Here is a 21,946-nt window from a genome sequence, read left to right as displayed (position 1 = left end):
GTGTGCGAGTCGGGCTTCCCCGTGCGGGGGCCTGGCTTCTGCGGGGGCCTGGCTTCTGCGGGGGCCTGGCTTCCTCGGGCAGGCCGCCCTGGGGCCGGCTTTCCCTGGGCTGGCCGCCCTGGGGCTTGTCGTCCTCGGGGTTGCCTCTCGGGTGGCCGGTTTGCTGGACGAGGTGCCGAAAGTCGGCATCAACCCGCGCTCCTGCTCGCGTGGGCCGCGTCACAGCGGGTAGAACAGTCGCCATGGCCGACACCGAGACCGCGCCCGGCGCCCAGCGGTTCATTCCGCCGCAGGCCGACACGCTCGACGAACTGCGCGCCGCCGCCAGCGGCTGCCGAGGCTGCGAGCTGTACCGGGACGCCTCACAGACCGTCTTCGGCCGGGGCGACACCACCGCCCGAGTGGTCTTCGTCGGCGAGCAGCCCGGCGACATGGAGGACCAGAAGGGGCTGCCCTTCGTCGGCCCCGCCGGTCGACTGCTGCGCAAGGCGGTCGACGACGCCGGGCTGGACCCGGGGCACATTTACCTCACGAACGCGGTCAAGCACTTCCGCTTCGAGATGCGCGGCAAGCGGCGCATCCACCAGACCCCCGATCGGGTGCACATCACCGCCTGCCGGCCCTGGCTGGTCGCCGAGTTCGCCAAGCTGAACCCGGAAGTGATTGTGGTGCTCGGGGCGACCGCCGCCAAAGCCCTGCTCGGCCCGGCCTTCCGGGTCACCCGGCAGCGCGGCGAACTGCTGCCCTGGCCGGCCGCCGCGCAACACCCGGAGGACTTCCAGCGGGTACCTGTCGACAGCGCCGGGGGGACCACCAACGCGCCGCCGGCCCAACTGCTGGCCACCATCCACCCCTCCGCCGTGCTCCGCGCCGACAACCAGGACGTGGCGTACGACGGACTGGTCGCCGACCTCACAGTCGTCGCCCGCGCTCTCGCCGGCTGACCTGCCACGCTCGCCCTCAGCCGCAGCGCCGGCACCGACCACGCGACGGAGCTGCGGACGGTGCCACACTTGCCGCCATGCAGCAGCATCTCTACGACCGCGACCACGACGAGTTCCGCGAGCTGTGCCGCACGTTCCTGAACCGGGAGGCGGTGCCGCACCACGAACGCTGGGAGGCCGACGGGATCGTCGACCGCGAGGTGTGGCGCAAGGCCGGCGCCGCCGGGCTGCTCGGCATGGACGTCGACCCCGAGTACGGCGGCGGCGGACAACAGGACTTCCGGTACAACGCCGTCCTCGTCGAGGAGATCGTCAACTCGGGCTGCTCCGGGCTCGGCTTCGGCCTGCACAACGACGTCGTCGCGCCCTACCTCACCGAGCTGACCACCGAGGAGCAGCGCAAGCGCTGGCTACACCGGTTCTGCTCCGGCGACCTGGTCACCGCCATCGCGATGAGCGAACCCGGTGCCGGCTCCGACCTGGCCGGCGTACGGACCACAGCCGTCCGTGACGGCGACAGCCTCGTGCTCAACGGGCAGAAGACGTTCATCACCAACGGCGAGCTGGCCGACCTGGTGATCGTGGTGGCCCGGACCGCCGACGAGGGTGCCCACGGGGTCAGCCTGGTCGCGGTGGAGACCGGAACCGACGGCTTCACCCGGGGCCGTCGACTGGCCAAGGTCGGGTTGAAGGCCAACGACACAGCCGAACTCTTCTTCGACGACTGCCGGGTACCGGCCACCAATCTCATCGGCACCGAGAACCACGGCTTCTACCACCTGATGGCCAACCTGCCCCGGGAACGGCTCAGCATCGCCGTGGCCGCGGTCGCCGCCGCGGAACGGCTGCTCGCGCTGACCCTCGACTACGCGCGGACCCGTGAGGCGTTCGGCCGGCCGATCGGGAAGTTCCAGCACAACCGGTTTCTCCTCGCCGAACTGGACACCGAGGTCACCATCGCGCGGACCTTCGTCAACCACTGCGTCGCCGAGTTCAACGCCGGCCGGCTCTCGGTGACCGACGCGGCCAAGGCCAAGTGGTGGACCACCGAGTTGCAGAACCGGGTCGCCGACAGGTGCGTGCAGTTGCACGGCGGCTACGGCTTCATGGCGGAGTACCCGGTGGCGCGGGCCTGGCTGGACAGCCGGGTGCAGACCATCTACGGCGGTACCACCGAGATCATGAAGGAGATCATCGGTCGCGGACTGGGCCTGTGACGAAACCGGGCTGCCGGCTGTCGGTCGGGTGCGAAAGGATGGTCACCCCTTACCAAGGAGCCTCCCGTTGGCCACTGACCTGACCACCACGTCGGCGGCGCACCCGGAGGTCGCGCCGATCCAACGGCGTACCCTGCGGTTGCTCTTCACCACCCAGATCGTCGGCGGCATCGGAGTGACCATCGGCATCGCGGTCGGTGCCCTGCTCGCCGCCGAGATCGCCGGCACCGCCGTGGCCGGCCTGGCGCAGAGCGCCGCAGTGATCGGTGCCGCCCTGCTCGCCGTGCCGGTCACCCGGATCATCACCGGATACGGCCGCCGCCCCGGCCTGGCCGTCGCGTACCTGGTCGGCGCTCTGGGCGGGGTGCTCGTCGTGCTCGCCGCGGCGACCCGCTGGGTTCCGCTGCTCTTCCTCGGCATGCTCCTCTTCGGCGGCGGCTCCGCCGCCAACCTCCAGGCCCGCTACGCCGCTGTCGACCTCGCCGAACCGGACCGTCGCGCCCGACAGTTGTCGCTCATCGTCTGGGCCACCACCATCGGCGCGGTGGCCGCCCCGAACTTCGCCGCGCTCGCCGACCGGACCACGAGCGGCTGGGGACTGCCGGCGCTGTCCGGCCCGTTCGCGTTCAGCGCCGTCGCGTTCGTGCTCGCCGCCGGCGTACTGCTGCTGTGGTTGCGGCCCGATCCGCTGCTCACCGCGCGCCGACTCGCGGCGGCCCGCGCCCGCGAGCCCGGGCCGACCTCGTCGGCCGGTCCAGCACCGACCCCGGCGGAGCCGGCCACGCTCGCCCCGGCCGGCACCGTTCCGGTGGCCGAGCCGGTCGCGGCTCCGACACCGCCGGCCCGGCGCGGCGCGGGCATGCGCGCCGCCTGGTCGGTGGTACGCGCCCGACCGGCCGCCCGGCTCGGCGTCGCCGCCGTGGCCGTGGGCCACCTGGTGATGGTGGCGGTGATGGCGATGACCCCGGTGCACCTGCGGGAGTACCACGCCCTCGACGAGGTGCTGCCGGTGGTCGGGCTGGTGCTGAGCCTGCACATCGCCGGCATGTACGCGCTGGCACCGGTGGTCGGTTGGCTCGCCGACCGGTTCGGTAGGCGACCGGTCATCCTCGGTGGGATCGGGACGCTGCTGGCCGCCTGCGCGGTCGCCGGCACCGCCGGGCACCACACGCCCCGGCTCACCCTCGGGCTCATCCTGCTCGGGCTCGGCTGGTCGGCGACCATGGTGGCCGGTTCCACACTGCTGTCGGAGTCGGTACCGGACCAGGTGCGACCCAGCGCGCAGGGGCTGTCCGACCTGCTCATGGGGCTGGCCGGAGCGCTGGCGGGGGCACTGAGCGGGTTTGTCATGCAACTGGCGGGCTATCCGGTGCTGACCCTGCTCGCCGCGGTCGCGGTGGCGCCCCTGCTGGCGCTAGCGTTGCGTCCGGTGCCGGTGGGTGCACCGGACAGGGAGGACTGATCACGTGCGGCTGACCGACTTCTGGGCACGCCTGGCCGAGGCGTTCGGGCCGGCGTACGCGGCGAGCATCGCCAGCGACCAGGTGTTGCCGGAACTCGGCGGGCGGACCATCGAGCAGGCCCTCAAGGCCGGCGTGGAGACGCACGTGGTGTGGCGCGCCGTGGTCGCCGCCTATCCCGACCGGGTGCCCGCCCGGCTACGCTGAGCAGTCGATTCGTTACTTCCGCGTGTCTCTTGCCGAGTCGTACACCTGTTCGGCTATTGTCCACAGCGGGGTGCTCGTCCACAGGCCACGGCCAGTCGGCTGGTTTTCTGTCGGACCCAGCGCCTAGCGTGTCCCGCGTGACGCGAAGCTCAGGAAAGACGCCGGCGAAGGCAGGGGTGGCAACGATGGCGGCAGGTCCTGACCGGGAGAAGGCGCTCGACCTTGCTCTCGCTCAGATCGACAAGCAGTTCGGCAAGGGCTCGGTGATGCGACTGGGGGAGCGGCCGGTCATCCAGACCTCGGTCATTCCGACCGGTTCCATCGCGCTCGACGTGGCGCTCGGCGTGGGTGGTCTGCCCCGTGGCCGGGTCGTCGAGGTCTACGGCCCGGAGAGCAGCGGTAAGACCACTGTCGCCCTGCACGCGGTGGCCAACGCCCAGCGGGCCGGCGGCATCGCCGCCTTCATCGACGCCGAGCACGCGCTCGATCCGGAATACGCAAAGGCGCTGGGCGTCGACACCGACGCCCTGCTGGTCTCCCAGCCGGACACCGGCGAGCAGGCGCTGGAGATCGCGGACATGCTGGTCCGCTCCGGCGCGATCGACATCATCGTGATCGACTCGGTCGCCGCGCTGGTGCCGCGCGCCGAGATCGAGGGCGAGATGGGCGACAGCCACGTGGGTCTGCAGGCCCGGCTGATGAGCCAGGCGCTGCGGAAGATCACCGGTGTGCTCAACAACACCGGCACCACCGCGATCTTCATCAACCAGCTCCGCGAGAAGATCGGCGTCATGTTCGGCTGCATGTCGTACTCGACCCGGGTCACGCTGGCGGACGGCACGCAGGAGAAGATCGGCAAGATCGTCAACCAGCGGATGGACGTCGAGGTCCTCTCCTACAACCCGGAAACCGACCGGGTGGAGCCGAAGCGGATCACCAACTGGTTCAACAACGGTCCGGCGGAGCAGTTCCTCCAGTTCACGGTCGCCAAGTCGGGCGGCAACGGGCGGGCGCAGTTCGCCGCCACCGCCAACCACCTGGTACGCACTCCCGGCGGCTGGCGGGAGGCGGGCGAGTTGATCGCCGGTGACCGGGTGATGCTCGCCGAGTCACGACGCCTCAGCGAGCAGCAGTGGCAGGTCATGCTCGGTTCGCTGATGGGTGACGGCGCTCTGTCGCCGAACCGGCAGGACCGCTCCGGTGTCCGCTTCCGGCTCGGCCATGGTGCACAGCAGGTCGACTACCTCGACTGGAAGGTCTCGCTGCTCGGCAACATCGGCCACTCCCGGCGTACCGACGACCGTGGCGCGGCCTTCGTGGATTTCACCCCGCTGCCGGAATTGGACGAGCTGCGCCGTGCGGTCTACCTGGGCGACGGCAAGAAGCACCTCAGCTGGGACTACCTCAAGGCGCTGACCCCGCTCGCCCTCGCCGTGTGGTACATGGACGATGGCTGCTTCACCGTCCGCTCCAAGGGCTTGCAGGAGCGCACGGTTGGCGGCTCCGGCCGGATCGAGATCTGCGTCGAGGCGATGGCGGAGGGCAGCCGCGACCGTCTGGTCGAGCATCTGCGTGACGCGTACGGCATGGACGTGAAGCTGGTCGCCCGGGGGTCCCGGCAGACGGCGTCGATCATCTTCACCACGGAGTCGTCGGCGAAGTTCCAGGAACTGGTTGCTCCCTACGTGCCGGCGGCGATGGAGTCCAAGCTGCTGCCGCGCTTCCGGGGCCAGTGTGCCGTCGAGCCGCAGTTCGTCCCGGCGGAGCTGATGCCGGTACCCGCACGGATCATCGATGTCCGGGTCAAGCCGAAGACCCGCTCGATGAACCGGTTCGACATCGAGGTCGAGGGCAACCACAACTACTTCGTCGACGGCGTCATGGTGCACAACAGCCCCGAGACCACCACCGGTGGGCGGGCGCTGAAGTTCTACGCCTCGGTCCGGCTCGACGTGCGGCGCATCGAGAGCCTGAAGGACGGCACCGACGTGGTCGGTAACCGCACCCGAGTGAAGGTCGTGAAGAACAAGGTCGCGGCCCCGTTCAAGCAGGCCGAGTTCGACATCATGTACGGCAAGGGCATCTCTCGCGAGGGATCGCTCATCGACGTCGGCGTCGAGCAGTCGATCATCCGCAAGTCCGGTGCCTGGTACACCTACGAGGGCGACCAGCTGGGCCAGGGCAAGGAGAAGGCCCGCGAGTTCCTCCGGGAGAACCCGGACGTGGCTGCCGAGATCGAGAAGAAGATCCTGGAGAAGCTCGGCGTCGGGGTCGGCGCGGGCGACGCCGCCGGTGGCCCGGAGCTGCCGCCTGTCGACTTCTGATCCTGAGTCGTGGCAGGACGACGTGCCCGCTCGGGGCGGGGCTGGGATGCCAGCCCGCCCCGAGCGGGCGACCCCACACCGCGTCCTCGCCGAGGCCGCCGCGCCGCCGGGAACGCCGCAGACCCGGGTGACCCGGCGTCGGCTGATCCCCGGGACGCGTCGGCTCCAGGCGCCCCGGCCTGGGGTGCAGCCGGTTCCGCCAGGCGGGCCGGCGGTTCGGCGCGCGGCGAGGCGGCTTCCGCGCCTCGCGACGAGGCCGAGGTGGCCCGGGAGATCTGTCTGCGGCAGCTCGCGGTGCGCCCGCGTACTCGGGCCGAGCTGGCCGGCGCGTTGGCGCGGCGGGGCATCTCCGAGGAGACCGCCAGCCAGGTTCTCGACAGGTACGACGAGGTGGGCATCATCGACGATGCTGCGTTCGCCCGGGCCTGGGTGAGCAGCCGGCATGCCGGCCGTGGCCTGGCCCGGCGGGCGCTTGCCAACGAGCTGCGCCAGCGTGGCGTGGACGGTGACACGGCCAGCGAGGCGCTTGACGAGTTGGACGAGACCACCGAGGCGGAGACTGCCCGCGCCCTGGTGGACCGAAAGCTGCGTACCGCCCGAGGTGAGCCGGACGCGGTGTTCCGGCGGCTGGTCGGCATGCTGGCCCGCAAGGGCTACCCGGCAGGTGTCGCGATCCGGGCGGTGAAGGACGCGATCGCCGCGCAGAGCGCTGAGGCGGCCGAGTTCGCCGAGCAGATCGACGCCGACGCCCTCGCCGACGCCGAGGGCGAGATCGACCGCTGACGCCGACGTCCAGGGCGAGATCGACCGCTTACCGTCGGTCCGACTCCGGCAGCGCCCGGGTCCGTTGACCTGACCAGCCCGGATGAGTCAACTCGGCGTCGGGTTTTCGTCTTTTTTGCCCGCTGGCGTCCGAGTATTCATCACCGGAGGGTGACGAGTTAACTTCTCTCCGTCCGGGTGGTTTGATCATCTGTTCTTGACCGGAGGCCGGTTGGGACCTAGCCTCGCCATAAAGGCTCACATTGCCCGACCAAGCGCAGGCTAAGCGCACAACATAGATCCCGTAACAGAACAGCATCACTTTGGCCGGAACCCTCGGCCGCGTACGTCAGCTTCGGACAGGCCGGTCCGGGCTCGCGTGACACTGCACCCGGCCCGCCGGTGTCCGTCTGGGACGCCGGCGGAGAAAGCCAACCCACGGCCACGCGCTCCGGTCGGGCGTCCAGAGTCGCAGGAGCATGCCCACCCGGCAGGCTGTTGCGGCGCGACGGTTCAGGGGAGGCGCGCCATGGCGAGGCGGCACAGGTTCACCGGAGTCCCGACATGAGCGAGCGGAGCGGGCCGACCTTGAGGCTGTGTCCGGCGCTGCCCGGTCGGGGTGCGCGGCGGAGCGGAGTGTCGGCATGAGCGGGGGGCGCGGCACTTCGGGGGCGGCGGAGTCCGAGGCCGCCGACGACGGTGAGCAGGGTTCGGGGTCGCCGGGGCAGCAGCCTGGGTCGTCTTCCGGTGCCGCCGTGGCCGGGCTCGGGGGTGCCGGGGAAGTCGTAGGTGTGGTGGCTCATCGTGGTGACCGGCCGGACGGAGTCGCCTCGTGAGCGCCTTCGATGTCGTGATCCTGACCGCCGTGCTGGTGCTGACTCTCGTGGTGCTCGGCGCGGTCCTGTTCGGGGTGCGGTTGATTCGGGGACTGTTGACGCGTCCGGCACCTGAGGATCCCGCGTACGTCGCGGAGAAGGACCGGCAGGAGCAGTCGCTTGCCGCGCTGCGTACCGCAGCAGACGAGGTCAACAGCACTATCGACGTGGCGAAGTCCGCTGCGGCGGCGGCCCGTACGGAGGCGGCGGCGGCCAAGGCCGAGGCGAAGGCGGCTCGGGCGGAGGCCCGTCGGGTGCTCGACGACGCCCGCGCCGAGGCGGACACGGTGCTCGAACGGGCGCACAAGCAGGCCGAGGCGGATGCCGAGCAGTTGCGCACCGCGGCCCGGCGCAGTGGCGAACGGGAGGTGGCGGTGCTCGCCGCGACCACCCGGGAGCAGGCCGCCGAGGTGGAGCGGCGGGCGACCCGGATGGACGAGCGGGAGCGGCTGCACACCGAGGAGGTGGAGCGGCTCGCGGAACGGGAGCGCCAGCTCACGGCGGCGAATGCCGCGCTGGCCGCCCGTGAGGCGGCGTTGGCCGAGCGGGAGGCCGAGCTGGCCGAGGCGGAGAACCAGCGTCGGCGTGAGTTGGAGCGGGTCGCCGAGTTGACCGCCGACGCCGCGCGGGCCGAGTTGATCGAGGCGATCGAGGGCCAGGCGAAGCGGGAGGCCGCGCTGCTGGTCCGGGACATCGAGTCCGACGCCAGGTCCACCGCCGAGCAGCGGGCCCGGCACATCGTGGTCGACGCGATCCAGCGGGTGGCCAGCGAGCAGACCGCCGAGAGCGTGGTGAGTGTGCTGCACCTGCCGGGCGACGAGATGAAGGGGCGGATCATCGGTCGGGAGGGCCGCAACATCCGGGCCTTCGAGTCGGTCACCGGGGTCAACCTGATCATCGACGACACTCCCGAGGCGGTGCTGCTGTCCTGCTTCGACCCGGTCCGCCGGGAGGTGGGCCGGTTGACGCTGGAGAAGCTGGTGCTCGACGGCCGGATCCACCCGCACCGGATCGAGGAGGTGCACGAGCTGGCCCGGCAGGAGGTGGACCAGCTCTGTCACCGGGCTGCCGAGGACGCCCTGGTGGAGGTCGGCATCACCGAGATCCACCCGGAGCTGGTCAACCTGCTGGGCCGGTTGCGTTACCGCACCTCGTACGGGCAGAACGTGCTCAAGCACCTGGTGGAGACCGCGCACATCGCCGGCATGATGGCTGCCGAGCTGCGGCTGGACGTTCCGTTGATCAAGCGGTCGGCGTTCCTGCACGACATCGGTAAGGCGCTCACCCACGAGGTCGAGGGGAGTCACGCGATCGTCGGCGCCGACGTGGCGCGCAAGTACGGCGAGAGCGAGGACGTGGTGCACGCGATCGAGGCGCACCACAACGAGGTGCCGCCGCAGACCGTGGAGGCGGTGCTGACCCAGGCGTCCGACGCCTGCTCGGGCGGGCGGCCGGGGGCGCGGCGGGAGAGCCTTGAGGCGTACGTCAAGCGGCTGGAGCGGATCGAGGAGATCGCGGCCGGCAAGCAGGGCGTGGAGAAGGTTTTCGCTATGCAGGCGGGCCGGGAGATCCGGGTGATGGTGAAGCCTGACGATGTCGACGACATCGGCGCGGCAGTGCTGGCCCGGGACGTGGCCAAGCAGGTCGAGGAGGAGCTGACCTATCCCGGTCAGATCCGGGTGACGGTGGTGCGCGAGTCCCGGGTCACCGAGATCGCCCGCTGATTCGGGGGCTGTGAAACAGCGCGGCGCCGGCCTTATGGCCGGCGCCGCATCCATCTTCGGGGGCTCAGCCCTGCGGCTCCGCCACTGTGCCGTCACCGCCGGGGGCGGCGTTGGCGGGGGCGACCGGGCCGGTCTGCCTGGGCATCCGGAAGGATCGGATACCGGTGCGGCGGTCCAACCAGCCGGCGAACCAGGTGAGCAGCGAATTGATGACGATGTAGATAACCGCGATCACCATGGCCGCGGGGATGATGTTGCCGTAGTTGGCGGCGAGGTCGTTGACCCCGCGTTGGAGCAGCTCGGGGTAGGCCACGATGTACCCGAGCGCGGTGTCCTTGAGCAGCACCACCAGTTGGCTGACGATGATCGGCAGCATGGCGCGGGCCGCCTGCGGGAGCAGGATCAGCCGCATGACCTGGTTCTTACGCATGCCTACCGCGTACGCCGCCTCGGACTGTCCGCCCGGCACGGCCCGGATGCCGGCTCGGAACGCTTCGGCCAGCACCGAGCCGTTGTAGAGGGTCAGACCGATCACCACGGCCCAGAAGGCGGTCACCGGGCCCTGGATGAGGAATGGTACGCCGTAGAAGATGAAGAAGATCATCAGCAGCAGCGGCACCGCGCGGAAGAACTCCACCACCGCGCCGGCCGGCACACTGATCCACAATCGGTCGGAGAGCCGGCCGAAGGCGAAGATGATGCCGAAGGCGAGCGACAGCACCATGCCGACGCCGGCCGCCTTCAGGGTCGCCCACAGGCCCGGCAGGATGAACTGCGTCCAGGTGGTCGACCGGGTGAACGGCTCCCACAGCCAGGACTCCCACTGGTTGGCCTCGTCGAATCTGGTGTAGATCCAGTAGAGCAGGCCGAGCAGCGCGACGCCGAAGATGACGCTCAGCACCGCGTTGCGCACCTTGGCCCGGGGCCCCGGGTGGTCGTAGAGGACGCTGCTGGTGCTCATCAGCGCTTCACCGCCAGACGGTTGGCCAGCCAGCCGAAGAAGTAGCCGGTGGGAATCAGGAGAGCGGCGAAGGTGCCGGCGAAGACCAGGAAGATCGGGATGACGGCGTCACCGTTGCTGTTGATCAGGTCCTTCATGATGTTTGAGGACTCCAGCAAGCCGATGGTGCCGACGATTGTGGCGTTCTTGCAGAGCGCGATCAGGATGCTGCCGAGCGGCGCGATCACCGAGCGCGCCGCCTGCGGCAGCACCACGATCCGCAGGGTCTGGGCGAAGGAGAGGCCGATCGCCCGGGCCGCCTCGGCCTGACCGGTCGGCACGGTGTTGATGCCCGAGCGCACCGCCTCGCAGACGAAGGCGGCGGTGTAGACCGACAGACCGATCACGCCGAGCCAGTAGATGTTGAGGTCCAGGTCCTGCGACAGGCTCAGGCCGAGGGTGGCGAAGAGGCCGAAGTAGCAGAAGAAGATGACGAGCGTCAGCGGGGTGTTACGGAAGACGTTGACCCAGGCCGCGCCGAAGCCGCGCAGCACGGGTACGGGGGAGACCCGCATCGCGGCCAGCAGTACGCCGATCACCAGCGCGCAGACCGCGGACGCGCCTGTCAGCTTGAGGATCCAGAGGAAACCCGACACGTACGCGTCGAAGTTGTCCGGATCAGTGAATACGTGCATGCTTCGGCTCCCGGGGCACGTGGCGGCGGCCGGTGACAGGCCGGAGCCGGCACCCGCTGGGGGTGCCGGCTCCGGTACCGGTCAGGCTGCGCCGCAGTGGGTCAGCTTGGTGGTGTCCAGCTCGGGCGCGGGGGTGCCGCTCTTGCCCAGGGTGGCGTCCCAGGCGGCCTTGTAGCTGCCGTCCTCGGCAGCGGTCTTGAGGATCTCGTTGACCTTCTCGCAACCGTCGGTGTCGTCCTTCTTCAGGCCGATGCCGTACGGCTCGTCGGAGAAGGTGCTGCCGACGACCTTGAACTTGCCGGCGTACTGGTCCTGCGCGGCGTAGCCGGCGAGGATGATGTCGTCGGTGGTCACCGCGTCGACCTGGCCGTTCTCCAGCAGCGGCAGGCACTTGGAGTACGCGTCGAACTGCTGGAGCCGAGCGTCCGGGTAGTTCTCCTGGATCCGCTTGGCCGGGGTGGAGCCGGTCACCGAGCAGACCGTCTTACCGGCCAGCTGGTCCGGACCGGTGAGCGTGGAGTCGGACTTGACGAGCAGGTCCTGGCCGGCGACGTAGTACGGGCCGGCGAAGTTGATCTTCTGCTTGCGCTCGTCGTTGATGGTGTAGGTGGCGACCACGAGGTCGACGGTGCCCTGCTCGATGAAGGGCTCCCGGTTGGCCGACACGGTGGTCTTCCACTCGATGCCGCTCTCCTCGACGCCGAGGCCCTTCGCGATGATCTTCGCGATCTCCACGTCGAAGCCCTCGTACTGGCTGCCGGTCTGCAGGCCCAGGCCGGGCTGGTCGGCCTTGACGCCGATGACCAGCTTCTTCTGGCCCTCGGCCTTGCCGACGATGCCACCGGCGCCCGTGCCGGAATTGCCCTCGTCGCTGTCCCCGCCGCAGGCGGTCATCGCTACCGCGAGGCCGGCAACGGCGGCGACCGCCGCCATCCGCTTCATTCGCATACCTGTTCTCCTTCTTCGACTGGAGCCTGCCGGGTCACGACAATCTCCGTTACCGGACGCCTAGTGGGTGAGGATTTTGGAGAGGAAGTCCTTGGCACGCTCGCTGCGCGGGTTCGCGAAGAACTCCGTCGGAGCGGCATCCTCGACGAGCTTGCCGTCGGCCATGAAGATGACCCGGTTGGCCGCGTGCCGCGCGAAACCCATCTCGTGGGTGACCACGACCATGGTCATGCCGTCGCGGGCCAGGGAGGTCATCACGTCAAGCACCTCGCCGACCATCTCCGGGTCGAGCGCGCTCGTCGGCTCGTCGAAGAGCATCGCCTTGGGCTGCATGGCAAGCGCGCGGGCGATCGCGGCGCGCTGCTGCTGGCCGCCGGAGAGCTGGGCCGGGTACTTGTCGGCCTGGTTGGCGATGCCGACCCGGTCGAGCAGGGCCAGACCCCGCTCGCGGGCGGACGCCGGCTTCTCCTTACGGACCTTGATCGGGCCGAGGGTGACGTTCTCCAGGATCGTCTTGTGCGCGAAGAGGTTGAACGACTGGAACACCATGCCGACCTCGCTGCGCAGCTTGGCCAGGGCCTTGCCCTCGGCCGGCAGGGCCTGCCCGTCGAAGGTGATGGTGCCGGAGTTGATCGGCTCAAGCCGGTTGATGGTGCGGCACAGCGTCGACTTGCCGGAGCCGGACGGGCCGATCACCACGACCACCTCGCCCCGCCCCACCGACAGCGAGACGTCGTCAAGCACATGCAACGGCCCGAACCATTTGTTTACCGAGTCCAGCACGATGAGCGGTTCGCCCGTCGCCACGTCGTCTGTCCTCCTCGTCGCTGTCGGGAGTCGGTCGACCCCCGGTAGCGGCCACTGTAGGCGTGGTGACGTGGCGGAACACAACCTAGATGGTCACGGAGCGGTAACACCATCGACGATCCGACTCCGGTGTCCGAGTTTGACGGGCACGACTGGCGTCCCGTCCCCGTGACGGAGATCATGGGGGGATGACCGAGCCCGTGCGGCTGACCCGTTACGCCCGTGGCGGCGGGTGCGCCTGCAAGATCCCGCCCGGTGAGCTGGAGGCGATGGTCGCCGACCTTGGTCCCGCCGCCGGTCCCGCTGACGGCACCGCCGAGCTGCTGGTCGGGCTCGACCACGGCGACGACGCGGCGGTGGTCCGGCTGGACGAACGCACCGGCCTGGTCACCACTGCTGACTTCTTCACGCCTGTGGTCGACGACGCGTACGACTGGGGTCGGATCGCCGCCACGAACGCCCTGTCCGACGTGTACGCGATGGGCGGCACCCCACTTGTCGCGTTGAACCTGCTCTGCTGGCCCCGGGAGGCGCTGCCGCTGGAGTTGGCCCGGGAGGTGCTGCGCGGCGGTCTGGACGTGGCCCGCGCCGCCGGGTGCCACCTGGCCGGGGGGCACAGCGTCGACGACGACGGTCCGAAGTACGGCCTGGCGGTGACCGGGCTGGTCCGGCCGGAGGAGTTGATCACCCTGGACGCCGGGCGAGCCGGGCTGCCGCTGTCGCTCACCAAACCACTGGGCGTCGGCGTGCTCAACACCCGCCACAAGAGCACCGGCGAGAGTTTCCCGGCGGCAGTGGCGGCGATGACCACGTTGAACCGGGACGCCGCGCGGGCGGCGGTGGCGGCAGGTGTGCGCTGCGGCACCGACGTGACCGGGTTCGGTCTGCTCGGCCATGCCACGAAGCTGGCCCGGGCGAGCCGGGTGACAGTAGCGATCGACATCGCGCGGGTGCCGTACCTGGAAGGTGCCCGCGAGGCGGTCCGCGACGGGTACGTCAGCGGCGGTTCCCGCCGCAACCTGGAGTGGGTGACCCCGTCCACCGATTTCGGCGCGGCGACCGAGCCGGACCGGCTGTTGCTTGCCGACGCGCAGACCTCGGGCGGACTGCTGGTGGTCGGGGAGATCCCGGGTGCCCCGGTGATCGGTGAGCTGCTGCCCGCTGGCGACCACCGGATCGTGCTGCGCTGAGCGGGGTCGGCCCGAGCGTGCCGTTGCGTGGGAACGCGCACCATACCCGATAAACTGTCATCTTCCCGCTACCTGGAGCGATGAAGCTCAGGGAAATTTGGGCCAGAATGGTCACAGACCGGTAACTTGCCCACGGCTGGGGGCAAATGCCCCGCACCATCGTCGGTAAGGCCCGATCCGGAGGCCGGTGGGGACGAGCACAGCGAGGAGACGGCATGACCGAGCTGTGGAACTGGAGAATCGACCAGGTACGACCGGTGGAGGTCTACCCGGCGCTGGCCGACGCGCTCGGTCGGGTGGTGATGCCACTGGCGGTGGCGGATCCGCTGCGACTGCCGGCGTACGCGGTGGTCTGCGACGTCTGGCAGGCGCCGGGGGAGTTCGCCACGATCGTGGACTGCTACGGCGTACCGGACGGGCTGCCGGAGTTGCCGAGCATCGCGGCGCTGGCCCGACTGCTCGGCCGCAACTGCCTACTGCGTGACGACACGCTCGACGACACCCGGCACCTGCTGGTGGCCCCGGACGGCAGCATCCGCCCGGTGCACTTCGACGTGCGCGAGACCGACGACGGCGAGGTGCTCAGCGACCGCCGCCTGTGCACCGAGGCAGACCCGCGCTGCCGGGGCTGGTCGCGTTGCCACCGCTCCCGCTGGGCGCCCGACTCGGTGAACCCGGCCCTGGCCGCCGCCTGACGACCGGCGACCGGCCGGCCGACACCGCCTGGCTACCGCCGTCACCGACCGCCGCAGGCCCGGCAGTCGTGGCGACTCAGTTGCCGGCCGGGGCGGCGGGTCGGGTGCCGCCGCGCACCACCAGCTCGTCGAGCAGGGTGCGGGTGGCAGCGGCGATCGTGGCCACCGCGGCGTCGAACGCCTCGGCGTTGTGCGCCGCCGGTGCCCGGAACCCGGAGATCTTCCGGACGTACTGCAACGCCGCGGCCCGCACGTCCGCGTCGGTGACCTCCGGGGTGTACGGCTCACGCAGGGTCTTGATGCTGCGGCACATGGCTTCTCCTCGTTTGCGTCCGACAACTCGGGCCCGGCTACGCTGTGCACGTCATGACTACCGCAGCGGCGGGCGGCCCGCGCACCTACCAGGTGCGCACCTACGGCTGCCAGATGAACGTGCACGACTCCGAGCGCATTTCCGGCCTGCTGGAGCAGGCGGGTTACGTCCGCGCGGGCGAGGCCGAGGACACCCCCGACGTGGTGGTGTTCAACACCTGCGCGGTCCGCGAGAACGCGGACAACCGACTGTACGGCAACCTCGGTCACCTGCGTCCGGTCAAGAACCGGCACCCGGGCATGCAGATCGCCGTCGGTGGCTGCCTGGCCCAGAAGGACCGCGGCGACATCGTCCGCCGGGCACCCTGGGTGGACGTGGTCTTCGGTACCCACAACATCGGCTCGCTGCCGGTGCTGCTGGAGCGCGCCCGGCACAACGCCGCCGCCGAGGTGGAGATCCTCGAAGCCCTCGACGTCTTCCCGTCGACGCTGCCGACCCGCCGCGAGTCGACCTACGCCGGCTGGGTGTCGATCTCGGTGGGCTGCAACAACACCTGCACCTTCTGCATCGTGCCGTCGCTGCGCGGCAAGGAGAAGGACCGGCGACCCGGCGACATCCTCAGCGAGGTGCGGGCGCTCGTCGACGAGGGCGTGCTGGAGGTGACCCTGCTCGGGCAGAACGTCAACTCCTACGGCGTCGAGTTCGGCGACAGGTACGCCTTCGGCAAGCTGCTGCGCGCCTGCGGCGAGATCGACGGGCTGGAGCGGGTCCGGTTCACCAGCCCGCACCCGAAGGACTTCACCGACGACGTGATCGCGGCGATGGCCGAGACGCCGAACGTCTGCCCTTCACTGCACATGCCGTTGCAGTCCGGCTCCGACGACGTGCTGCGCGCGATGCGCCGCTCGTACCGGTCGGAGAAGTACCTGGGCATCATCGAGAAGGTCCGCGCCGCCATGCCCGACGCGGCGATCACCACCGACATCATCGTCGGCTTCCCCGGCGAGACCGAGGCGGATTTCGAGCGCACCCTGGACGTGGTCCGTGAGGCGCGGTTCTCCTCCGCCTTCACCTTCCAGTACTCCAAGCGCCCCGGCACCCCGGCCGCGAGCATGGACGGCCAGCTGCCCAAGCCTGTCGTGCAGGAGCGGTACGAGCGGCTGATCGCCTGCGTCGAGGAGATCACCTGGGCGGAGAACCGCAAGCTCGTCGGCGAGACGGTCGAGGTGCTTGTCGCCGTCGGCGAGGGCCGCAAGGACGAGCGCACCGGCCGGATGTCGGGCCGGGCCCGCGACGGCCGCCTGGTGCACTTCGCCACCGGTGACGCCGGTGGACCTGGCGCTGCCGGCACGATCCGGCCCGGCGACATCGTGCACACCACGATCACCTACGCCGCACCGCACCACCTCAACGCCGACGGAGCGCCGCTGTCGCACCGCCGCACCCGGGCCGGCGACGCGGCTGAGGCGGGTCGTTCGCCACGTACCCCCGGGGTGCTGTTGGGGCTGCCCACGATCGGCGCGCCGGCTGCGGCGCCCGAGCCGACGACCGGCTGCGCGGTCTCGCCCTGAGCCAGGTCGGCCTGTCTCCAGGCTCAAGCGCCTGCCGGCAGGCGGTCATCCTCGCCTGAACCCGCTGGTAGCTGCGGTGGTCGAACCCGCCGCCGTGGCCTCCACCTCCCCGCTCCGTCCTATTTCGACGGTTCCGTGGTGTCAGATCTTGGTCGTTGTGGTCTTCCGAATTGGTGCCGGCCGTATCGTGCTGGCCGGTGTGGAGGATCTTTTGACTCGCTCACGGTCGGCTGCCACGGTCGCGCAGTGGGTGGAGGTGCACCGGCTGGCGGTGGCTGGCCGGGAGTCCGCGATCGCCCGGCGCGTCGGGGTTCGGGTGGCGAGGGTGTGGCTGCGCACGTCGCGGTTCGCGGATGTCGAGGCCCTCGCGACCGCGACCCTGACCCTGGGCCCAGACGCCGGAGCCTTCTATCACCTGGGGTGGGCCCAATCCGCCACCGGTCGACCCCGGCCCGCCCTGAACAGCTACGAGCAGGCCCTGCGCTGGTACCGCGCGGCCGATGACCACGCCAACGAAGCCGCCACCCTTACCAGTATCGGCCTCGCGTACAACAGACTCGGGGATCGGCGGCAGGCCCTTACCTACTACGAGCAGGCATTACCCATCCTGCGGGAGGTCGGTGACCGTGCTGGCGAGGCCGTCACCCTGAACAACACTGGTCTCGCATACGACGGGCTCGGAGAGTGGCGACAGGCCCTTACCTACTACGAGCAGGCGTTACCCATCCGGCGGGAGGTCGGTGACCGTGCTGGCGAAGCCGTCACCCTGAACAACATCGGCGGTGTGTATGACGGTCTTGGGGATCGGCGGCAGGCTCTGGGCTATTTCGAGCAGGCGCGACCGATCGCGCGGGAGGTGGGTGACCGTGCTGGCGAGGCCGTCACCCTGAACAACATTGGTCACGTGTACGCCGGGTTCGGGGAGTGGCGGCAGGCCCTTACCTACTACGGACAGGCGCTATCCACTCGGCGGGAGGTCGGTGACCGTGCTGGCGAAGCCGTCACCCTGAACAACATTGGTCACGTGTACGCCGGGTTCGGGGAGTGGCGGCAGGCCCTTACCTACTACGAGCAGGCGCTATCCACTCGGCGGGAGGTCGGTGACCGTGCTGGCGAAGCCGTCACCCTCAACAACATCGCTTCAATCCGGTTTCAGGAGGGCGATCTCGATGGGGCCAGGGACGCTTTGCGCGAAGTTCTTGAGGTCCTCCGCACCGTCGGCGATCGCGGACTGGAGGCCACGGTCAGCTTCAACATGGCCGTCCTACTGCTGCGGTTGGAGCGAGTGGCCGATGCCATCGAGTACCAGCGCCGAGCGGTGGCGCTGGCCGATGAAACGAGCCATCCAAGCTTAGACGGCATGCGAGCGTTCCTCGTCGAGCTTGAGCAACAAGGGAGGGATAGATAGTGGGAACTGCCGTACTTGAGGTGTCAGGGCCGGACGCCGCGCGTTGGGCTGCGGAGCTGCGTGGCGCTTTGGCCGCTAAGGCCGGGCCTGGTGATGAGGTGTCGCCGGTCGAGGTGCGGCGTTCCGCAGAGCTGGTGATCGCGGTCATCGGGTTGGTGTTCGGCGGGGTCGCCACGGCCAAGACGATCTGGGACTGGTGGCACTCCCGCCGCCCGAAGAACGTCAGCGTCACTATCCTGCTCAGCGACGGCACCCGGGTCAAGCTGTCCGATGTCAGCAGTGGCGAGCTGGAGATCGCGTTCCAGCAGATCGAATCGCGGCAGGCTGAGGACGGAAACCACAATGGCTGAGCTGCGCACGTACGAATTGGAAGTCTTCGAGCAGACCTCCGACTATTCCGAGTTGCGCCTGTCGACAGGTGGCGGCCCACCGAAGACCCGTGGCCTGGACAAGGCGACGATCGACCGACTGATCGGGATGGTGGAACGCGACTACAGCCAGCACGCGGTCGCGCAGGAGGTGTTCGGTGCGCCGCAGCTACGTGATCTCGGCGCGAAGCTGGCTGACTTTCTCGACGGCGATGAGCGGTGGCTGACCCCGGTCCTGGGCCGTCCGCCCGGCAGCACGCTGCGCATCACCGCGGCGGAACGGCTGCGGCATCTGCCCTGGGAGTTGCTCGCCGCAGGCGGCTCGTATCTGACCATCTCCACCAGTGCGCCGCTGCTGCCGGTGCGGTCCATCGGCACCAACGCGGCGCTCAAGGACCAGGTCAAGCCCGAGAACCGGCCGCTGCGGGTGCTGTTCATGGCCACCTCCCCCGAGGGTGTCGAGCCGGTGCTCGGTTACGAAGCGGAGGAGGCGGCCATCCTGGACGCCACCACCCGCACCGGAGCGGAACTGGTGGTGGAAGAAAGCGGCACGCTGGAGGGTCTTCGCTTCGTCAGTCTCGACCACGGCGCGGGGTACTTCGACGTCCTGCATCTGAGCGGCCACGCCAACGTCGGCTCGGACGGCCAGCCCGTCTTCCTGGTGGAGAACGAGTTCGGTGGGCGCGCCCATGCCACCGCTGACCAGATCGCCCAGGCGTTGGGCGGGCGCTGGCCCCGCCTGGTGTTCGTCTCCGGTTGCCTGACCGCCAGCGCCCCAAGCGGGGGCGCGTTTCCGTCGATGAGTGAGAGCCTGGTCCGCGCGGGTGCCCCTGTCGTGTTGGGGTGGGCGCTGCCGGTCGGTGACGTCTCCGCGACCGAGTTCGCCGCCGAACTCTACCGATCGCTGGCTGCCGGGCAGCCCCTCGACCGGGCCGTGGTCGAGGCCCGCCAGCAGTTGTACGCGAGCAAGCGCGGCAACTGGCATCTGCTGCGCGTTTACGCCGACAGATCCCCACTCGCCCCCATGGTCACGCCCCGGAACCACCCGGGACGGGCCCTGATCCAGATCCTCCCCGCTGACCAGGAATTCCTGGACCCGCAGACTCAACTCTCCCGGGTCGCCTCCCGCGCCGCGTTCGTCGGACGACGGCGGGTCATCCAGCGCTGCCTGCGTACCCTCAAACAACCGCACGGTGGCGACGGCGCGGTGCAGGCCCTGGTCCTGGCTGGTATGGGCGGTCTCGGGAAGAGCAGCCTCGCCTCTCGGCTGCTGGAACGCATGCCCACCCACCAGCGTGTCGTCTGGTACGGCCGCGTCGACCTGCCCAAGTTCCGGGAACTCACCGCCAAGGTCGACTTCCCGACGATGGAGCAGCAGATCGAAGCGACAAAGCTGCTCGACACCACCGAGGCTCCCCTCCTGGTTCGCTTGCGCCACCTGCTGCACGTCAACGGCCCTCTCGGGCAGACTCCCTGTCTGTTCGTGTTCGACGACTTCGAGGACGGCAACCTCGATGAACGCGACGGCGGGCACGTGCTGTCCCCGGAGGCGGCCGACATCCTCCCGGCTTTGCTGACGGCCATCCGCGACACCGGCAGCCTCAGCCGGGTCATCATCACCAGCCGCTACCGCCTCCCCGCACCCGCAGGCACCCGCATGGTCATCGAGTCACTGGAAACCCTCACCGACACCGAGCAGGCCAAGAAACTCGCGAACCTGCCCAACCTGCGCCCCGGTTCCCCGGTCGACCCCGACATCCGCCAACGTGCCATCGAGGCCGCAGCCGGCAACCCTCGGCTGCTCGACTGGCTCGACCGGATCGTCGCCGCCCCCGGCCTCGACATCGACGGCCTCATCACCGCCATCGAGGCCACAGCCGACCGATTCCGCCGGGAAACCATCCTCGCCAAGAACCTTCTGGGCTCCCAACCCGCCGAGCTGCAGAAGATGCTCGCCAAGGTCAACGTCGTCGAACTCCCCGTCCCTGCCGACACCGTCCACGCCGTCCACGAACACCCCGACGCCACCGATCACATCGCACGCGCCGTCCAACTCGGCCTGATGGAGGAAGGCACCGACCCGGAAACCCGCAAACCCCGCTACTACGTCTCCAACGTGCTGCGCCCGCTCATCCGCCCCCTCCTCACCGGCGACGAATACACCCAGGCCTGCGCCGCCGCCGCACGATCCCTCTACGCACTCTGGATCACCGAGCCCGCCACGACCGAGCACGCGTCATGACCACCCTCGCCCAGTGGGTGGAGGTGCACCGGCTGGCGGTGGCTGGCCGGGAGCCGGTGATCGCCCGCTATGTCGGTGATCGGGTAGCGAAAGTGTGGCTGCGCACGTCCCGATTCGCCGATGCCGAGGCCCTCGCGACCGCGACCCTGACCCTGGGCCCGGACGCCGGTGCCTTCTATGACCTGGGGTGGGCCCAGTCCGCCACTGGGAGGCCACGGCAGGCTCTGGACAGCTACAAGCAGGCCCTGCGCTTGTACCGCGCGGCCGATGACCACGCCAACGAGGCCGCCACCCTCACCGGCATCGGTCTCGCATACAACAGGCTGGGGGATCGGCGGCAGGCTCTGACCTTCTACGAGCGGGCGCTACCGATTATGCGGGAGGTGGGTGACCGTGGTGGGGAGGCCGTCACCCTTAGCAACATCGGCGGTGTGTACGCCGGGCTGGGGGATCGGCGGCAGGCTCTGACCTTCTACGAGCGGGCGCTACCGATTCTGCGAGAGGTGGGTGATCGTGCTGGGGAGGCCACCACCCTCAACAACATCGGTCTCGTTTACGCCGGGCTGGGGGATCGGCGGCGGGCTTTGGCCTATTACGAGTGGGTGTTACCCATCGCGCGGGAGGTGGGTGACCGTGCTGGGGAGGCCACCACCCTCAACAACATCGGTCGCGTGTATATCGAGCTGGGGGATCGGCGGCGGGCTTTGGCCTATTACGAGCGTGTGTTACCCATCGCGCGGGAGGTGGGTGACCGTGCTGGCGAGGCCGTCACCTTGAACAACATCGGTGCCGTGTATGCCGGGCTGGGGGATCTGCGGCTGGCCCTGAACTTCTACGAGCAGGCGCTATCCATTCGGCGGGAGGTGGGTGACCGTGCTGGCGAGGCCGTCACCTTGAACAACATCGGCCGTGTGTATGCGGGGCTTGGGGATCGGCGGCAGGCTCTCACCTATTACGAGCAGGCTCTACCCATCCGGCGTGAGGTCGGCGACCGCGTCGGTGAAGCCGCCACTCGATACAACATCGCGATGATTCATCGCGACGTAGGGCATCTCGACGAGGCGATCGGCGAGCTCGAACTCGTAGTCGACCTTGAGCGCCAGATAGGCCAACCGAACGCAGCCGAGACTGCCATGCTCGAACAACTACGCCAGGAACGGGCAACCGCTCAGCAACCTGATCCGAGCCCTGAACAAGGCTGAAACACCGCCGACGCTCAGGCGTTGGAGTTCGGCGAAGACGGCACGGACGGCCGC

Annotated in this window: 19 protein-coding genes and 2 pseudogenes; 16 read left to right on the top strand and 5 right to left on the bottom strand. The window is 69.6% G+C overall.

What is annotated here, in order from left to right; genetic code table 11:
* Nucleotides 1-242 precede the first annotated feature (242 nt).
* The 9 genes and pseudogenes from Van01_RS22655 to rny all read left to right on the top strand — a co-directional run bounded on the left by Van01_RS22655 (nt 243) and on the right by rny (nt 9,513).
* Nucleotides 243-944 (top strand): UdgX family uracil-DNA binding protein, encoded by a 702-nt coding sequence (locus tag Van01_RS22655; protein ID WP_204011128.1) that lies wholly within the window; start codon nt 243-245, stop codon nt 942-944.
* 77 nt (nt 945-1,021) lie between these two features.
* A complete protein-coding gene (locus Van01_RS22650) occupies nt 1,022-2,161 on the top strand; it encodes an acyl-CoA dehydrogenase family protein (protein WP_204011123.1) in 1,140 nt (379 codons plus the stop codon).
* Nucleotides 2,162-2,228: 67 nt separating this feature from the next.
* A complete protein-coding gene (locus Van01_RS22645; protein ID WP_204011108.1) occupies nt 2,229-3,623 on the top strand; it encodes an MFS transporter in 1,395 nt (464 codons plus the stop codon).
* Nucleotides 3,624-3,627: 4 nt separating this feature from the next.
* A complete protein-coding gene (locus tag Van01_RS22640; RefSeq protein ID WP_204011106.1) occupies nt 3,628-3,828 on the top strand; it encodes a DUF3046 domain-containing protein in 201 nt (66 codons plus the stop codon).
* Nucleotides 3,829-4,013: 185 nt separating this feature from the next.
* Nucleotides 4,014-4,865, top strand: a pseudogene (recA, locus tag Van01_RS33545) (recombinase RecA); the annotation flags it as partial.
* Nucleotides 4,866-4,925: 60 nt separating this feature from the next.
* A pseudogene (locus Van01_RS33540) lies at nt 4,926-5,480 on the top strand (LAGLIDADG endonuclease); the annotation flags it as partial.
* Nucleotides 5,481-5,651: 171 nt separating this feature from the next.
* Complete coding sequence (locus tag Van01_RS33535) at nt 5,652-6,152, top strand: hypothetical protein (protein ID WP_275410384.1); 501 nt, start codon at nt 5,652-5,654, stop codon at nt 6,150-6,152.
* A gap of 9 nt (nt 6,153-6,161) precedes the next feature.
* Entirely contained in the window at nt 6,162-6,935 is a 774-nt protein-coding gene (locus Van01_RS22630; RefSeq protein WP_204011104.1) for a regulatory protein RecX, read from the top strand.
* An 811-nt stretch (nt 6,936-7,746) separates the two neighbouring features.
* Nucleotides 7,747-9,513: a ribonuclease Y gene (gene rny / locus Van01_RS22625; RefSeq protein WP_204011103.1), complete on the top strand. Its 1,767-nt coding sequence runs from the start codon at nt 7,747-7,749 to the stop codon at nt 9,511-9,513.
* A 64-nt stretch (nt 9,514-9,577) separates the two neighbouring features.
* On the opposite strand, the gene Van01_RS22620 is transcribed toward rny, so the two are convergent.
* The 4 genes from Van01_RS22620 to Van01_RS22605 all read right to left on the bottom strand — a co-directional run bounded on the left by Van01_RS22620 (nt 9,578) and on the right by Van01_RS22605 (nt 12,903).
* Nucleotides 9,578-10,474: an amino acid ABC transporter permease gene (locus tag Van01_RS22620; protein ID WP_204011092.1), complete on the bottom strand. Its 897-nt coding sequence runs from the start codon at nt 10,472-10,474 to the stop codon at nt 9,578-9,580.
* Complete coding sequence (locus Van01_RS22615; RefSeq protein ID WP_204011089.1) at nt 10,474-11,148, bottom strand: amino acid ABC transporter permease; 675 nt, start codon at nt 11,146-11,148, stop codon at nt 10,474-10,476. The genes Van01_RS22620 and Van01_RS22615 overlap by 1 nt, the downstream gene beginning before the upstream one ends.
* A gap of 81 nt (nt 11,149-11,229) precedes the next feature.
* Complete coding sequence (locus tag Van01_RS22610) at nt 11,230-12,096, bottom strand: glutamate ABC transporter substrate-binding protein (RefSeq protein WP_204011086.1); 867 nt, start codon at nt 12,094-12,096, stop codon at nt 11,230-11,232.
* A 60-nt stretch (nt 12,097-12,156) separates the two neighbouring features.
* A complete protein-coding gene (locus Van01_RS22605; protein WP_099847044.1) occupies nt 12,157-12,903 on the bottom strand; it encodes an amino acid ABC transporter ATP-binding protein in 747 nt (248 codons plus the stop codon).
* A gap of 188 nt (nt 12,904-13,091) precedes the next feature.
* On the opposite strand from Van01_RS22605, the gene selD reads away from it, so the two are divergent.
* A complete protein-coding gene (selD, locus tag Van01_RS22600) occupies nt 13,092-14,093 on the top strand; it encodes a selenide, water dikinase SelD (protein ID WP_204011083.1) in 1,002 nt (333 codons plus the stop codon).
* Nucleotides 14,094-14,308: 215 nt separating this feature from the next.
* Complete coding sequence (locus Van01_RS22595) at nt 14,309-14,788, top strand: hypothetical protein (RefSeq protein WP_204011080.1); 480 nt, start codon at nt 14,309-14,311, stop codon at nt 14,786-14,788.
* A gap of 76 nt (nt 14,789-14,864) precedes the next feature.
* Here the strand turns inward: Van01_RS22595 and Van01_RS22590 are convergent, their stop codons facing one another.
* Nucleotides 14,865-15,101: a DUF2277 domain-containing protein gene (locus Van01_RS22590; protein ID WP_204011077.1), complete on the bottom strand. Its 237-nt coding sequence runs from the start codon at nt 15,099-15,101 to the stop codon at nt 14,865-14,867.
* 53 nt (nt 15,102-15,154) lie between these two features.
* Here Van01_RS22590 and miaB point away from each other — a divergent pair, with 53 nt between their 5' ends.
* The 5 genes from miaB to Van01_RS22565 all read left to right on the top strand — a co-directional run bounded on the left by miaB (nt 15,155) and on the right by Van01_RS22565 (nt 21,892).
* Nucleotides 15,155-16,672 carry a tRNA (N6-isopentenyl adenosine(37)-C2)-methylthiotransferase MiaB gene (gene miaB / locus Van01_RS22585; protein WP_204011075.1) on the top strand — a complete coding sequence of 506 codons (1,518 nt, stop codon included), beginning with the start codon at nt 15,155-15,157 and terminating at the stop codon, nt 16,670-16,672.
* A 157-nt stretch (nt 16,673-16,829) separates the two neighbouring features.
* Nucleotides 16,830-18,080, top strand: coding sequence for a tetratricopeptide repeat protein (locus Van01_RS22580; protein ID WP_239099233.1), 1,251 nt, complete (start codon nt 16,830-16,832; stop codon nt 18,078-18,080).
* Entirely contained in the window at nt 18,080-18,430 is a 351-nt protein-coding gene (locus Van01_RS22575) for an effector-associated constant component EACC1 (RefSeq protein WP_204011074.1), read from the top strand. Before Van01_RS22580 ends, Van01_RS22575 begins: the two co-directional genes overlap by 1 nt.
* Complete coding sequence (locus Van01_RS22570; RefSeq protein WP_204011073.1) at nt 18,423-20,690, top strand: CHAT domain-containing protein; 2,268 nt, start codon at nt 18,423-18,425, stop codon at nt 20,688-20,690. The genes Van01_RS22575 and Van01_RS22570 overlap by 8 nt, the downstream gene beginning before the upstream one ends.
* Nucleotides 20,687-21,892 (top strand): tetratricopeptide repeat protein, encoded by a 1,206-nt coding sequence (locus Van01_RS22565; RefSeq protein WP_204011072.1) that lies wholly within the window; start codon nt 20,687-20,689, stop codon nt 21,890-21,892. Before Van01_RS22570 ends, Van01_RS22565 begins: the two co-directional genes overlap by 4 nt.
* Nucleotides 21,893-21,946 lie beyond the last annotated feature (54 nt).

Source organism: Micromonospora andamanensis (genome assembly GCF_016863495.1).
GTDB lineage: Bacteria > Actinomycetota > Actinomycetes > Mycobacteriales > Micromonosporaceae > Micromonospora > Micromonospora andamanensis.
This window is presented reverse-complemented; position numbering and strand designations above follow the sequence as displayed.